The organism is Actinacidiphila sp. bgisy160 (assembly GCF_965342435.1).
GTDB lineage: Bacteria > Actinomycetota > Actinomycetes > Streptomycetales > Streptomycetaceae > Actinacidiphila.
The window spans coordinates 23,172-40,583 of sequence record NZ_CBDRCM010000034.1 but is presented as its reverse complement, the minus strand read 5'-3'; the positions used below and the strand labels follow the sequence as shown (position 1 = coordinate 40,583).

Genomic DNA, 17,412 nt, shown 5'->3' with positions numbered 1-17,412 from the left:
TGACTGGGAGTTAGCCGACATCACCTCGCTGTCCACAGGCCTCAGATCCGGTCCAGGGATGGCGCTGCGATGCACGTAACGGCCGGTGAACCCCCTCCCGGACGCAACGCATGTCACGCCCGGGAGGGCCCTATCCCTCAAGGTTGCGTTTTTGGAAGTGGTGTAACGGGTTGGACCTGATGCGGGGGTTTGCTCCGGTGTCTGGGTTGGTGCCCGCATAGACAGACGGCTGCCCGCTGATCTTCGAAGTGTCGAACCTCGAAGGAGATCAGCACGATGACCGCACCTGACAGTCTGCCCCTGCACGCCCTCGCCGAGGAGAACCTTGCTGCGGCGAGTCCCGATCTGCTGTGCGCGATGGTGAAAACGTTCGCTGACGCGCTGATGTCCGCGGAGGCAGATGCCCTCTGCAACGCGGAATACGGGCAGGTCAGCGGCGAACGGGTCAACCATCGCAACGGCTATCGCCCACGCGAGTGGGACACGATGGCCGGCACCGTCGAGCTGGCCATCCCCAAGCTCCGCAGCGGCAGCTACTTCCCGCACTGGCTGCTGGAACGCCGCCGCAGGGCCGAACAGGCCCTGATCTCGGTCGTGGCCACCGCCTACCTGCTGGGCGTGTCCACCTGCCGGGTCGAGAAGCTCGCCGAGTCCCTCGGCGTCACCCAACTGAGCAAGTCCCGGGTCAGCGCAATGTCCAAGCGCCTGGACGAACAGGCCACCGCATTCCGCAACCGGCCACTGGACGCCGGCCCATACGCCCTCGTCTGGGTCGACGCCCTGACCCAGAAGGTCCGCGAGGACGGCCGGACCATCAACGTCCACGCCCTGGTCGCGGTCGGGGTCAACGCCGACGGACACCGCGAGATCCTCGGCCTGGACGTCGCCACCGCCGAGGACGGCGCCGGCTGGCTGGCCTTCCTGCGCTCGCTCATCGCCCGCGGCCTGAGCGGGGTCCAGCTCGTCGTCTCCGACGCCCACGCAGGCCTCGTCGACGCCGTCGGAGCCGTGCTACCCGGCGCCTCGTGGCAGCGTGCCGCACGCACTATGCCCGCAACCTGCTCTCGCAAGTCCTGAAGTCGGCCCAGCCGTGGGTTGCCACGCTGCTGCGGACGGTCTTCGAACAGCCCGATGCCGACGCCGTCCACGCCCAAATGAAGCAGGTCCTGGACGCCCTGGAGAAGAAGTTCCCCAAGGCCGCCGAGCATCTGGATGCCGCCCAGCATGACCTACTGGCCTTCACCGCCTTCCCGCGCCAGATCTGGCGGCAGATCTGGTCGAACAACCCCCAAGAACGACCGAACAAGGAAATCCGGCGCCGCACCGACGTCGTCGGGATCTTCCCCGACCGCACGGCCGTGATCCGCCTGGTCGGCGCGGTCCTGGCCGAGCAGAACGACAAGTGGACCGAGGCCCGCCGCTACATGGGCCGCGACCTCCTCGCCAAGACCCGCCTCCACCCGATCGAGTCAGGAAACGACGACACCGTCCTGCCCACCGAACTCACCGCATAGCCTCAAAGCAGAGATCACCGAGTGGCCGTCGATACACCACTCCAACGGACGTGACCTCCCTCAACTGTGGCTTGTGAATCGAGCCTGATCTGAAACGACCGTTCAGAACTCGGGCAGGAGCCGTCTCGATCGGTCAGTCCGGGGCGTCCAGGCACTGGGCTGCCAACTCCTTCAACCGAACACCCTTGGCTCGCAGGAGCCGGCCCTCGGAACGCCAACAGCGGTGAGCTTGGAGGTGCCAGCGCGTTGGTTCACTACGCTGCCAGTCTTCGCGCGCGATCTGGGCGCAGGTGTCTTCGATCACGAGCATCATCACGCTCGGCAGCTTCAATGCAGCCTCCACGCCGACGGTGCGCTCTGCGCACGGCAGGTCCAGTACGGATATCGGGCGCTTGCGTGATTGGCGCCAGCGAGCCGTGCTCACGGCGACCACCTCCCAGATCTCCTCCTCGCGGCCCGCTGTGGAGCGCCGTGCCTTGGCACTGCTGGGTCGTATGGTCATGATGCGCGTGCGGCGTGCGCGACGACAGGGGCCGAACGGTCCTTCGTAGGACTGGCCGGTCCGACCGGTGACGGTGGGGTACCGCTTCCTGCGGTCTACGTACTCCTGGAATCTTTTGCGGCCGGTGAGCCGGGACCGCCCTGACCAGTGGCGGGCTGCTCGTCTGGTTCGGTGCGCTGCTCAGTCCTACCGTGGAAACAAGAGCTGGACCGTCAAGCAAAGACGAGGCGGAGGGCGTGGGCACGGGCTGCACGCACGGGAATGAGCCGTGGAGACTCCATCTGGATCAGGTGCTGGACGAGGTGCAGCTGCGAGTCAACGCGATCCGTGGGGCCCAGGATCGGGTACGCACTCTGCTGGAGGCGATGTTGACCATGGGCCCGGAGCTGGATTTGCCCCACCCAGGTCCGGCGGCAGGTCGTGGAGGCGACGCTCGCGCTGGTGGATGCCCGGTGCGGGGCACCCGGTGTGATCGGCGAAGACCGTAGGCTGGCGGAGTTCGTGCCCGTCGGAGTCCCTGACGAGGTCCGGGAGCGTATCGGCGCGCTGCCGCAGGGCCACGGGATCCTCGGCCTGCTGATCCGGCACCCGGCGCCGGTACGGATCGCGGAGATCTCCGAGCACCCGGATTTCTGCGGCTTCCCCGAGCACCATCCGCCCATGCACTCGTTCCTGGGGGTTCCCGTGCGGGTGCGGGGCGAGATCTTCGGCAACCTGTACCTTACCGACAACCGGTCGGCGAAGGAGTTCGACGCGGAGGACGAGTCTGCCGTCAGCGTGCTCGCCGTCGTGGCCGGGGTGGCCATAGACAACGCCCGGCTGCTCGCCGAGGGGCGACTCGGGAGGCCTGGCCAGCCGCTGCCAGAGAGGTCACGAACAGTCTGCTGTCGGGCCGGCCACAGAAGGAGGTGCTACGGCTCGTCGTCGAGCACGCCCGGCGGAACCTCTCCGCCGACCTAGGCCCAATACTGGCGGTATTGCGTCTAGGGGCGGAAGCCGTCGATCGCCAGTTCCAGCAGGCGGTCGGCTTGGGCTGCGCCTTCGGGGTTGTCGGGCGTGCGCCACAGGCAGCTCATGAGCATGATCACGTCGACGGGATCGATGCCGGGACGTACGTCGCCCGCGTGTTCGCACGCTTCGAGGAGCCGGCCCACGGCGGCGGGGACCGCGGGCCATGAAGCACTGACGACTTCTTGTACGGCGGCCGCATGCAGGGCTTCTCCGAGTCCGTGCTTGATGCGCACGTAGCCGGCGAGGACGGTGAACCAGTGCCGCAGTGCGTCCAGTGGGGCGTGGGTGGCGAGAATGCCCGGCACGCAGTCCACCATGCGGTCGACATCGCGGCGATGGACCTCCAGGATCAGCGCCTCACGGCTGGGGAAGTGCCGGTAGAGCGTGCCGGGGCCGACACCCGCGCGCTTGGCGATCGAGTTGAGCGAGGCGTCCGGGGAGTCGGCCAGCGCGTCATGGGCGACCTGGAGGATCGTTTCCCGGTTCTTCAGCGCGTCGGAGCGCTGCCGTGTGGCGTCGGGCATGGGTCCTCCTGGCGTGCGGACGGCCGGCCATTGCAAATCGGAGAGCTCTCCGCTTGTTGTCGTCCTCCATTGTAGGAGTCCTCTCGTGCGCTGCATCAAGCTCGGCTCGGGTCGTACCGGCCTGGGCCTCTCCCCGGTGGCGGTCCGATCGGCGGCATGACCGAGGGCGAATCCGAGCCCGGCCACCCCGTCCGGGCAACGCCACGCGGCACGAGAGTCCGCTGATCGAGCTGGACGTGGCCGAACTCGGTCACCTGCCGGCCGGTGTCGAGCGTGACCTGGCCGGCTTCCCCACGCCGTCCACCGTGTGGTCCCCGGGGTACCTGCGTGGCCACCGCGATCCCGTCACAGCCGCCCTGGCCCGCGTTCTCGGCCATCCCGCGCCGGCCCCACCTGGATCGGCGCGGGACCTGGGCACCGGGTAGGCGATCAGTTACGCGGAGGCCGCCATCGTTCGCCCGCGAAGCGTGCGAGCGCGTCCTGCAATTCGGGTGGGATCGTCGCCTCGTCCGGGTCCCCGGTGAGGCTGTCGAGCGGCCACAGGGCCACCCACCCCGCGCTGTTGACACGGATCCGCGGCCCCGGCGTGGCCTCGGGCGTGAGCCGCAGGTGGAGCATGACGGTGCCGTCGTCGTTCTTGCCGATCGGCGGTTCGAACAGGCGCGGTGCGATCTCCGCGACGTCCCGCCACTCGAAGCGGAGTGTCCGCTTGCCCAACGCGAACCCGACCCCGTCCTCGTCCAGGCGCAACTCGGCCCGCCGCCAGGTGAGGGGCGGGATCAGCAGGTCGATGACCAGGGGAAGCGCCACGAAGAAGCCCACGGTCTTCCCCGCGCCGGGGTCGCGCCAGCCGTTCTCGAAGGTGATGATGCCGGTCCACAGCAGCGCGAGTGTCCACATCGCCACGTAGAGGGCGGGCTGCCCTCTGCGGCGCCGCAGCCCGACGTAGCCGGGGACGCGCGCGGACTGCGGGGTGCTGCCGGCCGCAGGAAGCGGGCGGACCGGCCAGGGCGCGCGGGTGGCGCCGGGCCGTCGGCGGCGCGCCGGGGCGCCGCCTCGCCGATTCGCTGCGAGGCGTGCTTGGAGTTGGGCGTGGCGGAACTGGTATACCCCGCCGACCTGTCGCAGCAGGCCCACCCGGCGCGCGTCCTCGAGGAACGCCATGATCGACCACGGCAGCGTCCCCAGGCCCGCGAGCGTCAGCTTCGCGAGCAGCCACTGCGTCCAGGGACTGAGCGCCACGATCACCGCGGCCACACCCACGGTCCCCGAGAGCCAACTGCCGAGCAGCACGGCGTGGTCGGGGACCTGGACGACCCCCAGGCTGCCGATCGCCCCGACGACGGGTGCGACCCCCAGCACCATCAGTACGGTGCTGGCCCGCTCGCCGCTGAGCAGTGCCCGCGGTCCGGCGGCCTGCGCGGTGTCGGCAGGCGCGCCGACGACCATCATGAGCAGAGGCGGAACGGTGAAGCCCAGCGCCAGAAAAGGTTCGTCCCGGGTCAGGAGGAGGGTGATGGGAGCCAGGAACAGCAGAAGCCAGAACAGGCCCGGGATGCGGGAGCGGTGTCTGCCGAACCCGGCGGGCCGGCGGGGGAGAGGCCCCTTCCACACGTGCGAGACCAGCAGGAGCATGCCTCCGATGACGCCGCACAGCATGGAGACCGTGGCTCCGGCAGCCACCTGGAACGCCAGAAACGGATCGCCTCCGGTGACCCAGCCCTGGAACCAGGAGGAGACTGACATCACCAGGACGTAGCCGGCCACCAGTGCCGGCGCCTTGAGCACTGTCGGCGGCTTCGCCCGATGCAGTTCCCACCAGGCGAACTCCTTTGTCTTCGCGGCCGTGAGATGGGCCGCGAGGAAGCCGAGGGCCCGCTGTGCCCGCGCGTGACCCCACTGGCGTATCGGATGGGGCTGGTGCGGCGAGGCCGGCCCGGAGGGGAACGCCGCGGGAACAATGGCGTCCAGCAGATGCCGCTCGATGGCCAGGACGTCGGGAAAGACGGACTCGTCGGCGAGTTCGCCCGGATCGGCGCCCGGGCGGGCGTACACCGTGCGGGCCAGCCACAGCATGAGCGGGGACGAGAGGGCTCTGGCCGACGCGGCTTCGGGGTGGGATGCGAGGCGGTCGAGGAGTACCTGCCACTGCCGGGTGTGCAGCGGGTGAGAAGAGCCGCGCAGGTACTCCGCAGCCGCGGCCCCGTCCACGGGCTGTGCCGCGATCACGGCAGCGGCCTGCAACACGCCGTCTTCTTCGACGAGTTCGCTGTACTCCGCCGTGCGGGCAGTGAGGATGAGCGGCGCGTTGCCGGCTCCCGCCTTGTTGAGCCCGGCCAGCGCCGCGGACCGGAGCAGCGGCGGTAGTTCGTCCAGGCCGTCGAGAACCGGAAGTACGCGCCGGTCGCGTACCAGTTCGCGAATCCGGGCCCGGTCGAGGTCCTTGGTCAGGCCGACGTATTCCTCGTGGATGCGGCGCGCGAGCCAGACGTCGAAGTGTTCCTTGTTCGCGTTCCAGGACGAGATCAGCAGCGGTACCGGGACGGGCTTCGTCGCATCGTGCAAGGACAGCAGCTGCAGGGTGAGCAGGATCGCCAGAGACGTCTTGCCCGTGCCGGGGCCGCCGATGATCACCAGGCGCCGGGCGGGCAGAGCCTCGAAGCCGGCGGCGAGTTCGGCAAGGCCGGCGGTACTGCCGGTCACGTCCGCGCCGATGTGCTCGCGGTGGTCGGCGACCGTCCAGTCGGCCCGCCAGCCGACCGCGAGCCTGGCGCTTCCTGCCAGACCCAGGGCCCCTGCCTCGTCCCGCCACTGGGCGAGCACCACGCGCGCCAACTCGACGGCGGCGCGCTCCCGCGATGACGGGGGCAACGGCAGATGCAGGTGCACGTCACCGAAGTCCCGGCCCTGGATCACGTACGTCGCACTGCCACCGGAGAACACGTTGTGCACATCGCCCTGTGCCCGCTCCGACATGCCGTTCAGCCGGCCCTTCTGCGCGGCCTGCGCGAAAACTCCACCTCGTCCACCCCCGTCATCCCCGCGCTGCGGCCTCTCCTACCCCGAAACCGGTGGCCCGCCCGGGACGGGCGAGCACATGGAGGCGGGCCGGTGCTGTCGTCTCAGGATGTCACAGCACGGATCAACGGGCGCTGCGTCATGGCCGGTTGAAAGTGATGGGACCGTGAAAGTCCCGCCCCATGATGACGGTGCCCTGGCGGCCGCCCGTGACACTGTTGTCGGTGTTTCCCGAGCCGGTTCGCGCCGCCGCGGCGTCCTCCGCGGCACCGCGCCAGGCCGCGAAACGCTCGCGGAAGGTGTCGTCGTACGTGGCCCGCAGCGCCAGCGCGCGGGCGAGTGCTCGCGCACGCTCCACACTCCCGGCGTCCTCGTCGAGGGCCGTGAACTCTTCCTCCCCTGACGGGACTTCCTGGACTTCCCCGGGTGCTTCGCGCCCCGCGTCCGCCGTGGTGCGGCGCCGCACGAGGTCGCGCAGTGACGTCCACGCCTGCTGTCCCGCCGCGCCCGCCGTGCCGCTGGCCAGCGCCATGAGAAGATCGGCCGCGATCGCTTCCACAGCGTCCTCCGTCCCTCGTTCCGCCTTCCGGATGGCCCCGCTTGCGCCGGAGTTGAGCCTGGTGCAGGGGACGCTGCTCAAACGGTACCGGCCCGGCTACGCCACTTCACGGCCCCACGACCGCGACGGTCGCGTCACCTGGCGATGCGGGCTTCGATGCCGTCGAGCAGGAAGTCCAGGCCGATCCGGAAGGTGTGATCGGCGTCCGAGTGAGCGGCGTCGCGCACCACCGTGGCCAGCGCGGGGAATCGCCCGGTGGCGAAGGTGCGCTCCAGATAGGGCCCGAGTGAGGCCTGCCAACGCCTCTCGTCCATCCCGGTGGCCCGCTCGGCACGCCGCTCGGCGACCTCCCGGCGCACCGCGCCGATCGTGTACGCGTTGACTGCGGCGACCACCGGCATGACGGCGTCCACGTCGATGCCGTCCAGTGCGGCCACCACGGTCTCCCCACTGGCCAGCGCGTGCGGGCCGAGCTGGGGCCGGCCACCCAGGAGGTCGGCGAGCCATTCGTGCTCGTGGGCGGCGTGCCGGGTGGCTTCGGCAAGAGACCGGAGCACCTGCCGCCAGCCGTCTCCGGCCGGCCGGATCTCGGCGTGGACGGCGTCGACCATGAGGTCGAGCAACTCCTCCTTACTGGCGATGTAGCCGTACAGCCGCATCGGACGGACCTCCAGCGCGGTGGCGACCCTGCGCAGCGACACCGCCTCCAGCCCGTCCTCGTCGGCCAGCCGGATCGCCGCTCGCACGATCCGCTCCCGGCTCAACGGGGCCGGCACGGGTCGATTCGGCGGCTCCGGCCTCTCCCACACCAACATGGCGGCAACAATACATCGCATCGGACCGATACAGTGTATTGATCGGTACGCTGTATCAAGGGGAGAGGCGATCATGACTATTGCCATCGTCGGAGCCGGCCTCGGCGGCCTGGCTCTCGCCCGTGTGCTGCACGTGAACGGCATGGATTCCGTGGTGTACGAACGGGAATCGTCACGTGCCGCGCGCGGTCAGGGCGGCATGCTCGACATCCACTCCGGCCAGCGGGCGCTGCACGAGGCCGGTCTGAGCGATCAGTTCAACGCGATCGCCCGTGGAGAGGGCCAGGACATGCGTCTTCTCGAGCCGGATGGCACCCTGCTGCTCCAGGAGGACACGCCCGACGACGCCCCGCTCGAGCGACCCGAGGTCGACCGCGCCGATCTGCGCAACCTGCTGCTGGATTCCCTCCCCGAAGACGCGGTGCGCTGGGGGCATGCGTTCACCTCCGCGGGCAACGGCCTGCTGCACTTCGCCGACGGCAGCAGTGCGACGTACGACCTGCTGGTCGGCGCGGACGGCGCGCAGTCCCGGGTCCGCGCGCTGCTCACCGACGCCCGCCCGGTGCACATCGGCCAGAACATTGTCGAGGTCGGCATTCCCGACATCGATCGCACGCACCCCGACCTCGCGGCGATGGTCGGGCGCGGCAACTACTGGGTGCTCGGGAACGGACTGTCCATGGCGGCGCAGCGCAACGGCGACGGCCGCGTGCGCATCGGCCTCAGTTTCTACAACACAGCCGAGGACTGGTTCACCACCAGCGGGATCCCGTTCGACGACCCGGCCGCCGCCCGGGCACGGTTGATCGAGTTGCTCCCCGGCTGGGACTCACGGTTCACCGCACTGATCGCGGCCTGCGACGACACGATCGTGCCGCGGTCCATCACGACCCTCCCGGTCGGTCTGACCTGGCCGTCGAGGCCAGGGGTCACGCTGCTCGGCGATGCCGCGCACCTGATGCCGCCGGTGGGAGAGGGCGCCAACATGGCGCTGCTCGACGGCGCCCTGCTCGGTCTCGCGCTGGCCGCGCGCCCGGACGACTTTCCCGCCGCCGTCGAAGAATACGAACGCGAGATGTTCGAGCGCACCGGCGCGGCCGCCCGGATGTCCGCGGACATCCACGAACTGCTGACGTCGCCGGACGCCGCCAAGAAGATGCTCGCGTTCTTCCAACCCGGATGAATGCAGCCGAGTACGACCGGGCGCCCGGCCGCCAGGCCCACCCCGGGTGGGTGGTGTGCCGGTGGCGGTCTTTCGACGGCGAATCATGGCCGGGGAACACGTCACACGGCTCTCCGGAGCGGTCGGGTGGCGCAGGAGGGCATCGCGAGGACCACCCCGGCGTCTGGGCCCGCGCCGAGGCCGACCACGGCGGGTCGGACTGTCCCACGGCCTCGTCCCACGGTTGGTCGCCGTCCGTGGCGACCCCGAGGATCCCCCTCGTCGCCGTTGCCGGGAGCTGCGCAAGCAGCCGGACCACGTGGCCACCGGCATCGAGGACACGTTCCTGACCGCCTACCGCAACGGCAGCTTCCCGTACCTGCTCATCGCGGCCGACCGGGTCCGACCCCTCGTACGTCGATCGCCTGTGGCCCGTGGACGCCGCCCACGGGCAACCGCCCCTGTCCGGCGCGGGGACGTGCGGGACGAAGCGTTCCACCCGAGCGCTGGGACTGCGAGCGCTCGGTGTGGTCGCCGTTCGGTCATGTCGGCGCTCGGCGGCCACACCCTCACGGCCGGCCGCCGGCGTGCATCACCTCAGTTGCCGGCCGGATTCCAGACCACGGCTCCACTTTGCGTGCCTTTATAGGACGAGCCCCAGATCGCCGGCTGTGAACGGGAGCCGTCCTCGGCGGTGACCGCGGCTCCCCATTGCCCTGCCTTTGGAGGGGTGATGTTGCGAAGGGAGCATCCTTGTGTCTGGCCGATACTTTTGAAAGTCACCGGGCAGGCGCGCATGTATTCGCGGATAGGCGCGCCAGTGCCGTCGATGAGCCAGATGAACACGGTGACCTGACCTGTCTTCTGAGCGGTGAAGTCACTGTAGATGTAGATCGTGTTGTTGCTCTCGATCCTGATGCAGGGGTTGGCGGTGGCAATCTCTCCGATCTTTGTTGGAGTGTGGTTTCGGCATTGCGTGATGGAGCGGTCCGCTGCCGGAGTGGGAGCGGCGCCTGCCGCGCCACCGGACGGAGGGGCCTGCGCAGGCTCCGACGATTGCCGTGGCACGGGCGCGGCAAGGGACGCCGGTGGCGTGCTGGGGGAGGGAGAAGGAGTCAGAGAGGCGGGAGGGGACGATGCGCTGATGGAGGCGGTCGCGGACGTCGTCGCGCCTGCCGCAGTCGTTGAGGAATCGTCGGACGGCCCGGAACGGGCCATGGTGAAGCCAAGGAAGGTCAGCCCTGCGACGCCGGCGAAAGCGATGAGGGTGATCCCCGTCGAACGCGAACCGAACCGCATGATCTTGGCCTGGTAGGCGTTGCCGCTGACCTGCGAACCATCATTGATGGCGTTGCTGGTGCGATCGGATGAGGAGGAGTCGATGCTCACTTGCTTGCTACTCCCCCCGGCCGCGGAGGCCACGAAAACCGAACCGGCCTTTGATGTCCCGGCCCTGGATCACGTGACCGTGGACAGTACCCGAAACCGTGTTCTGCGTGCTGTGCCGCAGCATGGCAGTGGGTACAGAACCCTGATCGGCTCTGGCGTCCCTGAGCCAGTCACGTAGATCCTCGGCGAAGTCTGGGTCACGCTCGATGTGCCGCGTCAGCGCCGCGATCAAGGGCTCCGCGTCCGCCGTGGCCGTGTCGAGCGCGGACAGCGCGTCGCCATCGCGGCGAAACCTTTGCCGGATCATGTCAAGCAGGCCGTCCAGGGCACGGGAACTCGCAGCCCCCAGCGCGCCCTCTGCCACTCTGGTCGCCACCGCTTGGGCAAGTGTTAAGTCCATGCGTTCCTCCGTGATGACACCATCAGGACCGGCGACGGCCCGAGTATCACCGCCGCCTGAGCCGACGTGGGGTCAGATCATGGCAGAGACTGCTTCGTCACGCGAAACGGAAGGCTCCATCCTCAGCGGAGAACGGCACAGACCGGAGCGAGAGGACGGGGGCCTATCGTGGCTGGCGGGCCGGTGACCGTTCCAGCGCCCAGAGCCGGCGGGCCAGGCTTCCCAGGGGAGCCCGCTGTGCCTCGTCGCGCTGCGACTGGTTGATCACCCCCGCGTCGGCTTCGCCGTCGGCGTGGGCGGTGGCGGACGAGAAGGATCCCGAAGTGTGGGCCTTCCGCGGGTGCTCTCCAGGCTTGGTCGTTCGTCGGTGCGAGGACGCGCACAGTAGCCGCACGTCGCCAGCCGTGCGGCCGTGGACGGCGCCTTGGCGAATCGGCCGCACCCAGGTAGGCGTCACCTGGGTGCGGCCGACCCGGATCAGCAGGTGGCGTTCAGGCCGGACCAGTTGGCGCGGTCGTTGTAACCGCCGTCGCCGGCGTCGCCGACCACGAGGTCGAGCACTCGGACGCCGGTCAGGTCGACGTCGGCCGGACGGATGTCGTCGCGGGTCAGCACACCGCTGTCGAACAGCACCTTGCCGTCACCGATCACCTGGAAGGTCGACGTGCCGCCCTCGGGGCCGACGTTGCGCACCGCGTCGTCGATGCCGACCGTCGCGGTGAGCCGACTGCACTGGTCGCCGAGGTAGTAGCGGATCGTGGAGGGCGAGGCGACCCCGATACCGGTCGGGTAGACCTGGCCGAGCATGCTGATCGGCGACCAGCCGCCGACGCTCAGGTCGACCGTCGGGCTCATCCACCCGCTGGTGGCGCTGATCCACTGGTGATGTGACAGCGCGACGTCGCCGTGCGGCGCCGCCGGTGCGACGACCACCGCCGTGGCCGTCTCCTGCTGCAGCCGCTTCTTGCCGGTCACCTCGTACGACGTGGTGGCGGTCAGCGTGGTGCTGCCCGGCGCGGCGGTGTCCGGCAAGGTCACCGTGAAGGCGAAGGTCACGGAGCGGTTGGAGCCGAGCAGCTTCGGCGCCTTGCCCAGTGGACGGGCCGTCCAGCCGGCGGGCACCTTCACCTCGACGCGCGGAGTGAAGACCGGCTGCGCACCGTCGTTGCGGACGTCGACCTCGACCCGGGCCTGGTCGCCGCCGGCGACCAGGGGGGCGGTCCCGGCCGGCACCGCGTCGTCACCGACCTGGGTTATCTGCGGCAGGCCGGCGACGACGTGGGGAACACCGGGCTTGCCGGTGGCCCGGCCCACCCGGATCAGGGCAGCGCCGTGGGCGGGGACGGCGGCACTGATGGTGCCGGCGCTCTCGGTGACCTGGTCGGTCCAGGCGTTCTTCAAGGTGAACCGGTCCCCCGACAGCCCGGCCGACGATGCCTTCGTGGTCAGGGTCGCGGGGCTGTCGCCCCGGTTCAGCAGCACCACGGCGCGGTCACCGCCTGCGAGCCGCTTCACCCAGGTCTCCGTCGTGCCCGCGGGGCCGACGCGGACGGCCTGGACGCCGGCGGGGTCCTGGTTGATCGCGATGACATCGGGGTCCGAGAGAATCCCGAGCGAGGTCTTGCTGAGCTTACGGATGTCGCTGCCGATCATCAGCGGCGCGGCCGCCGCCGACCAGAGCGTCATCTGGGTACGGAACTCCTCGTCGGTCATCCCCAGCTCGGGTCCGAGGTAGTCCGGGTCGTTGAAGTGCCCGGGACCCGCGGCCTCGGGGTGACGCGCGTTCGCGTCGTAGTTCCGCAGCACGTCCTTGTACTTGATCTCGCCGACGAACCCCACATCCGTGTACGTCCGCCAGGACTGCGCGATCGCCGGCGCGTAGGACCAGGAGTACGTCGACTGCTGCTCCTCCGGGTAGTTGCCCCAGTCCGGGGAGGTCACCGGGTTGCAGAGGTTGAAGATCATGGGGCGCTGGGCGGCGTTGTTCCGCAATGCCTGCGCGAACTCGGTGTACACGGTCTTCGGGTCGAGGTCCGCGGCGATCCCGCAGAGGTAGTCCGCCTTGACCGCGTCGAACTCCCAGGCGGCGAACTGGTCCGCGTCGCGCTGGTAGTAGCCGTGGCTGCCGAGCCCGCACTTGCCCGGGATGTACGGGCCGGCGTCGGTGTAGATGCCGGCCTTGAGGCCCTTGGCGTGGATGTAGTCGACCAGCGGCTTCAGCCCGTTCGGGAACTGGTCGGGGTTGGGCACCAGGTCGCCGGCCGAGCTGCGCGGTGTCGGCGCCGCCCAGTTGCCGTCGATCCAGACGTACTTGTAGCCGGCGTCGCGCAGGCCGCTGCTGACCAGGAAGTCGGCTGTCGACCTGATCTCGGCATCGGTCGGATCGCCACCGAGGGCGTAGTAGGTGTTCCAGCCCATGTACGGCGTCGGGCTCAGCACCTGCCCGGATGCCGGCGTCGTGACGGCGGCGGGGGCGGCCGCCGGGTCCGCGTGGGCGGTCGCCGGAACGGCCACCAAGCCGGTCAGGAGGGCGAGGAGGGCGGTGAGATGTCGTTTCACATCGGATCCTTCGCTGTCCGATCGAGCAGCCGTGCCGGCCCGTCCCGGTGGTGAGTCCGGGCTGCCGCTCCCTCGTGGAGGGTGCGGGCGGCCGGTCCTCCGACCAGTCCGTGCGAACGCGCCTGCGATCTTGTTTCCAGGATCGTGCAGCGGTTACCGGCTCGCGTCAATAATAATTCCTAAATTAGGAGTTGCTGTTGGGGCTTTGCCGGGTACCCAGCCGTTCTGCCCCCTGGTGGGACGTGTCCGCGGCAGAGACGTCCGGCCCTGGCCGCCGACGTCTTCATCCCTGACGAACCCCCTCCCGCCGACGCCGCCCGCCACGGACCACAGGGCACCTGAGCGTCACGACCAGCACCGCCCCCTACGCGGGGCGGCGTCGCGACGTGTCACTGAAAAAAAGTCGCGAGCCGCTGTCGATCCGGCCGCGTCCTGTTCGACGTCATGGTGTGCGGCGCTCCGTCGCGCGACCATGCCACAGGACCTGTCGAGGAGAATCGTGGATCAACTGCTGAGAGTCATGAACTTCAACATCTCGACTGACGGGATCGGTGCCGGTGAGCACCAGAGTCTGGACAGGCCGTTCGGCTGTGACCGTCCCGAGAGGCTGTTCGGCTGGGCCGGCGCCACGGCCGGCTGGCCCATGCGCACGGACTCCGGAGGCACCCGGGGCCTGGACGACTACTTCACCCGGGACTTCGCGCGCAACATCGGTGCCGAGATCATGGGCCGCAACAAGTTCGGGCCCCAGCGCGGGCCCTGGACCGACCATGAGTGGCGCGGCTGGTGGGGAGACGAGCCTCCGTTCCGCACGCCGGTGTTCGTCATGACCCACCATTGGCGCCCTTCGTTCACGCTCTCCGACACCACGTTCCACTTCGTCGACGGCGACCCGGCCACGGTTCTGGAACAGGCGCGTGAAGCGGCGCAGGGCATGGACGTCCGGCTCGGCGGCGGGGTCACCACCATCCGGCAGTTCCTTGACGCCGACCTGGTCGACACCATGCATGTGGCGGTCGCACCGGTGAAGCTGGGGTCGGGACTGCGGCTGTGGGAGTCGCCCGATGAGCTGCTCGACCGGTTCCATCTGGAGGTCGTGCCCAGTCCGAGTGGTGTGACGCACCACCTGTTCTGGCGAAGGTGACGCGAGGGCGGCCGGGAAGCCTGCGGTAGTCCGCCGGCCCGCCGGTCGTGGTGGGGAAGGCGCCCGGCCGCCCGGGGCGATCAGACGGCTGCGGTGGCGGCGTCCGCCGGGGCCGGGCCGCCTTCGGCACGAGCGGTGGCCCTTAACCGGCCCGGTGCTGCGAGCGGGCCGGCTGAAGGCGTAGCCGGAGGAGTAGCCGACCGGGGCGGCGGTCGTGTCGAGGCTGTCGTCGGTGTCCCGCAGGCGCCGGGCGGCGAGGTCCATGCGCCGGCGGGTGAGGTACGTGCCTGCCGACTCGCCGGTGGCGGCGGCGAAGCGCCGGTCGAGTGCGGCACGCGAGACACCGACCTCACGGGCGAGGGCGGCGGGCGTCCATGGTCTGGCGGGCTCCTCGTGGAGCCTGGTCACGGTGGCTCCCGTCACCGGGTCCCCCGGGGCACCGAGCCGGGAGGGCACGGACGCTCCACCGGAGGCGAGCCAGGCCCGGAGACCTGGACGAGTCGTCATCGGAGATGCGGGCGCGTACCGGCCCGGGCCGCCCGTGCCCGAATTCGGTTGCCGCAGCGTGGTCGGCTGTGGATCCTGCTGGAATGCGCTTCTCGATCAACCTCCCGAACTTCGGTGACTTCGCCGACCCCCGCAACGTCGCGGCCGTTGCGGCCGCCGCCGAAGACGCCGGCTGGGACGGGCTCTTCGTCTGGGACCACGTATTGCACCGGAGGCATCAGGGGCGCCCCTTCGGGGACCCCTGGATGCTGCTGACCGCGGCCGCGCTGGCGACGTCCCGGATCCGGCTGGGCACCCTTCTGACGCCGGTCCCTCGGTATCGTCCGCAGCAACTGGCGCGCCAAGTGGCCACCTTGGACAACCTCAGCGGTGGCCGGGTGACCTTCGCCGCCGGCCTGGGCGGCCCGGTCGAGGACGAGTACCGCAGCTTCGGTGACGCCGCCGAGCCACGCCTCCTGGCCGAGCGACTGGACGAAGGACTGGAGCTGCTGGGCCGCTTCTGGTCCGGCGGCGCGGTGAACCACCACGGCCGGCACTACGAGGTCCGGGATGTGACGCTGCTGCCTGCCACCGTGCAACGGCCAGGCCCGCCGGTGTGGATCGGCGGGTTCTGGCCGCGTCGTGCGCCCATGCGGCGGGCAGCGCGCTGGGACGGCGCGGTGCCGCTCTTCGAGACGGCGCGGCACGGGCAGGTGCCCGATGTCGCGGAGGTACGCGAACTGGTCGCCTACGTAAGCAAGCACCGTGCGGCAGAGGCCGAGCGCCCCTTCGAGCTCGTGCTGGGCGGCGCGACGCCCCCTGACCCGGCCAAGGCCAGGGACGTGATCGGCCCGCTGCACGACGCCGGCGCCACCTGGTGGGACGAGCGACAGGTGCAGACCGGCCCCGACCTGGACCGTCTCGCTGCGGTGCTGCGTCGCATCGAGGCGGGTCCGCCGGCGGTGTGATCCTCCCGCGAGGATGTCAAGGATGCGGGTGATTGGGCCGGCCTAGTCGGCAGCGCGTGGCGGGCCAAGACCGGGTAGCCGCTGCTTGCGCGGGCCCGGCGAAAATCGGTTGCGTGGTGTGTGGGGCTCGCTAGGATCATGCCGATCTGGAGTGCCGGGCGTGATCGAGAGCCCGGCGTAGTGGGAGAGGAGGTGCGTAGTAATGGACGCCGCCATGATGCGGCGCGCTCGTGCGTGCGCGCCAGACGCCTCTTCTCGCTACCTTCCCACCGGCTGACGGCACGCGTCCGCTGACGCTCCCTCCGGTGGGTTCTTCCACTGGAGATCATCACCATGCGTGAGCGCTTTACCGACGGCGAGTCCTTCGCCCGTATCCGCCCCAAGGGCAGCCGACGACGCGGCCACCGAGACGGTGAGCAGGCCTTCGAGGAGGCCTTCACCGAGTATGCGGTGCGACGGCCGTTGGCGGCCCGGGATGCCACCGATTCCTCGGTTCTCGAGACCTCCGCCGAGGACGACCAGGACACTCGCTGGGAAGACCTGACAGCGGTCGGTCACACCGCCGACGGGCCTGCCGAGGGTGATCGCTGGTCGACCTGGGATCGGTCGACCCCGACCGAGAAGGGCCCCGAGCCGCGCCCCGCATGGGTGGTGACGGACCTGGCGGCTGTCGACTTCGAACTCGGCATCGTCAAGACCGGCAAAGAGGCCGACGTCTTCCTGATCGAACGGGCGGTGCCCGGAACCGACCGCCGTACCCTCATGGCCGCCAAACGCTACCGCGACGGGCAGCACCGCATGTTCCACCGCGACTCCGGATACCTGGAGGGGCGTACCCACAAGGAGTCCCGCGTCAGCCGGGCCATGGCTAAGCGCACGGCCTTCGGCAAGGAAGCCATCGCCGGCCAGTGGGCCGGTGCCGAGTTCGCGGCGCTGTCGCGGCTGTGGTCGTCGGGGGTCGCTGTGCCCTACCCCGTGCAGATCCTCGGAACCGAGATCCTGATGGAGTTCATCGGGGACCGGTTGGGGACTGCCGCGCCACGCCTGGCGCAGCTCCGTCCGGAAGAAGCGGATCTGGACGACCTGTGGGAGCAGCTGGGCCGCAGCCTGTCGCTGCTCGCGCGCGACGGCTATGCGCACGGCGACCTGTCGGCCTACAACATCCTTGTCCACGAAGGCCGCCTCGTCGTCATCGACGTGCCTCAGATCGTGGACGTCGTCGCCAACCCGCGGGGCCGCTCCTTCCTCGAGCGCGATGTCCGCAACGTGGGCGCCTGGTTCGTCTCCCGGGGCCTCGCGCAACGACGTGTCGAGGAGCTGGCCCGGGCGCTGGCCTTCGACGCACGGCTCGGCTGAGGAGC

The 17,412-nt window shown here is 69.9% G+C and carries 13 protein-coding genes and 3 pseudogenes; 7 read left to right on the top strand and 9 right to left on the bottom strand.

The features are described 5' to 3' along the window. Positions 1-276 precede the first annotated feature (276 nt). Positions 277-1,514 (top strand): annotated as a pseudogene (locus tag ACRWNP_RS24475) (IS256 family transposase). Positions 1,515-1,647: 133 nt separating this feature from the next. On the opposite strand, the gene ACRWNP_RS24470 reads toward ACRWNP_RS24475, so the two are convergent. Further along, positions 1,648-1,938, bottom strand: a complete 291-nt coding sequence (locus tag ACRWNP_RS24470; protein ID WP_431964802.1) for a hypothetical protein — start codon at positions 1,936-1,938, stop codon at positions 1,648-1,650. 498 nt (positions 1,939-2,436) lie between these two features. Here ACRWNP_RS24470 and ACRWNP_RS24465 point away from each other — a divergent pair, with 498 nt between their 5' ends. Beyond that, positions 2,437-2,976, top strand: coding sequence for a GAF domain-containing protein (locus ACRWNP_RS24465; protein WP_431964800.1), 540 nt, complete (start codon positions 2,437-2,439; stop codon positions 2,974-2,976). 23 nt (positions 2,977-2,999) lie between these two features. On the opposite strand, the gene ACRWNP_RS24460 is transcribed toward ACRWNP_RS24465, so the two are convergent. The 4 genes from ACRWNP_RS24460 to ACRWNP_RS24445 form a co-directional block, all read right to left on the bottom strand. After that, the gene (locus ACRWNP_RS24460) at positions 3,000-3,551 is read right to left on the bottom strand and encodes a TetR/AcrR family transcriptional regulator (protein WP_431964798.1); all 552 of its coding nucleotides are present in this window, start codon (positions 3,549-3,551) and stop codon (positions 3,000-3,002) included. Between the two features lie 429 nt (positions 3,552-3,980). Continuing rightward, a complete protein-coding gene (locus tag ACRWNP_RS24455) occupies positions 3,981-6,527 on the bottom strand; it encodes an NACHT domain-containing protein (RefSeq protein ID WP_431964796.1) in 2,547 nt (848 codons plus the stop codon). Positions 6,528-6,708: 181 nt separating this feature from the next. Beyond that, on the bottom strand, positions 6,709-7,128 hold the full coding sequence (locus ACRWNP_RS24450) for a hypothetical protein (RefSeq protein ID WP_431964794.1): 420 nt from the start codon (positions 7,126-7,128) through the stop codon (positions 6,709-6,711). Positions 7,129-7,262: 134 nt separating this feature from the next. Next, positions 7,263-7,943 carry a TetR/AcrR family transcriptional regulator gene (locus ACRWNP_RS24445; protein ID WP_431964792.1) on the bottom strand — a complete coding sequence of 227 codons (681 nt, stop codon included), beginning with the start codon at positions 7,941-7,943 and terminating at the stop codon, positions 7,263-7,265. A 73-nt stretch (positions 7,944-8,016) separates the two neighbouring features. On the opposite strand from ACRWNP_RS24445, the gene ACRWNP_RS24440 reads away from it, so the two are divergent. Together ACRWNP_RS24440 and ACRWNP_RS24435 are read left to right on the top strand one after the other, a co-directional pair. Next, complete coding sequence (locus ACRWNP_RS24440; protein ID WP_431964852.1) at positions 8,017-9,126, top strand: FAD-dependent oxidoreductase; 1,110 nt, start codon at positions 8,017-8,019, stop codon at positions 9,124-9,126. A 274-nt stretch (positions 9,127-9,400) separates the two neighbouring features. Next, a pseudogene (locus ACRWNP_RS24435) lies at positions 9,401-9,508 on the top strand (SAM-dependent methyltransferase); the annotation flags it as partial. A 194-nt stretch (positions 9,509-9,702) separates the two neighbouring features. Here ACRWNP_RS24435 and ACRWNP_RS24430 read toward each other — a convergent pair. The 3 genes from ACRWNP_RS24430 to ACRWNP_RS24420 form a co-directional block, all read right to left on the bottom strand. Further along, a complete protein-coding gene (locus ACRWNP_RS24430) occupies positions 9,703-10,494 on the bottom strand; it encodes a hypothetical protein (RefSeq protein ID WP_431964790.1) in 792 nt (263 codons plus the stop codon). Between the two features lie 7 nt (positions 10,495-10,501). After that, the gene (locus ACRWNP_RS24425) at positions 10,502-10,894 is read right to left on the bottom strand and encodes a hypothetical protein (protein WP_431964788.1); all 393 of its coding nucleotides are present in this window, start codon (positions 10,892-10,894) and stop codon (positions 10,502-10,504) included. A gap of 477 nt (positions 10,895-11,371) precedes the next feature. Further along, a complete protein-coding gene (locus ACRWNP_RS24420) occupies positions 11,372-13,453 on the bottom strand; it encodes an NPCBM/NEW2 domain-containing protein (RefSeq protein ID WP_431964786.1) in 2,082 nt (693 codons plus the stop codon). Between the two features lie 499 nt (positions 13,454-13,952). Between ACRWNP_RS24420 and ACRWNP_RS24415 the strand changes: the two genes are divergently transcribed. Next, positions 13,953-14,597: a dihydrofolate reductase family protein gene (locus tag ACRWNP_RS24415; protein ID WP_431964784.1), complete on the top strand. Its 645-nt coding sequence runs from the start codon at positions 13,953-13,955 to the stop codon at positions 14,595-14,597. A gap of 180 nt (positions 14,598-14,777) precedes the next feature. Here ACRWNP_RS24415 and ACRWNP_RS24410 read toward each other — a convergent pair. After that, a pseudogene (locus tag ACRWNP_RS24410) lies at positions 14,778-15,104 on the bottom strand (helix-turn-helix transcriptional regulator); the annotation flags it as partial. An 83-nt stretch (positions 15,105-15,187) separates the two neighbouring features. On the opposite strand from ACRWNP_RS24410, the gene ACRWNP_RS24405 reads away from it, so the two are divergent. After that, positions 15,188-16,051, top strand: coding sequence for an LLM class flavin-dependent oxidoreductase (locus tag ACRWNP_RS24405; RefSeq protein WP_431964782.1), 864 nt, complete (start codon positions 15,188-15,190; stop codon positions 16,049-16,051). A 333-nt stretch (positions 16,052-16,384) separates the two neighbouring features. Further along, on the top strand, positions 16,385-17,407 hold the full coding sequence (locus ACRWNP_RS24400) for a serine protein kinase RIO (RefSeq protein ID WP_431964780.1): 1,023 nt from the start codon (positions 16,385-16,387) through the stop codon (positions 17,405-17,407). Positions 17,408-17,412 lie beyond the last annotated feature (5 nt).

Excerpts from the sequence above, each read along its gene's own strand:
- ACRWNP_RS24460 (WP_431964798.1), bottom strand. The coding sequence starts at position 3,551 with ATGCCCGACGCCACACGGCAGCGCTCCGACGCGCTGAAGAACCGGGAA.
- ACRWNP_RS24455 (WP_431964796.1), bottom strand. The coding sequence starts at position 6,527 with ATGTCGGAGCGGGCACAGGGCGATGTGCACAACGTGTTCTCCGGTGGC.
- ACRWNP_RS24445 (WP_431964792.1), bottom strand. The coding sequence starts at position 7,943 with ATGTTGGTGTGGGAGAGGCCGGAGCCGCCGAATCGACCCGTGCCGGCC.
- ACRWNP_RS24440 (WP_431964852.1), top strand. The coding sequence starts at position 8,017 with ATGACTATTGCCATCGTCGGAGCCGGCCTCGGCGGCCTGGCTCTCGCC.
- ACRWNP_RS24425 (WP_431964788.1), bottom strand. The coding sequence starts at position 10,894 with ATGGACTTAACACTTGCCCAAGCGGTGGCGACCAGAGTGGCAGAGGGC.
- ACRWNP_RS24405 (WP_431964782.1), top strand. The coding sequence starts at position 15,188 with ATGCGCTTCTCGATCAACCTCCCGAACTTCGGTGACTTCGCCGACCCC.
- ACRWNP_RS24400 (WP_431964780.1), top strand. The coding sequence starts at position 16,385 with ATGCGTGAGCGCTTTACCGACGGCGAGTCCTTCGCCCGTATCCGCCCC.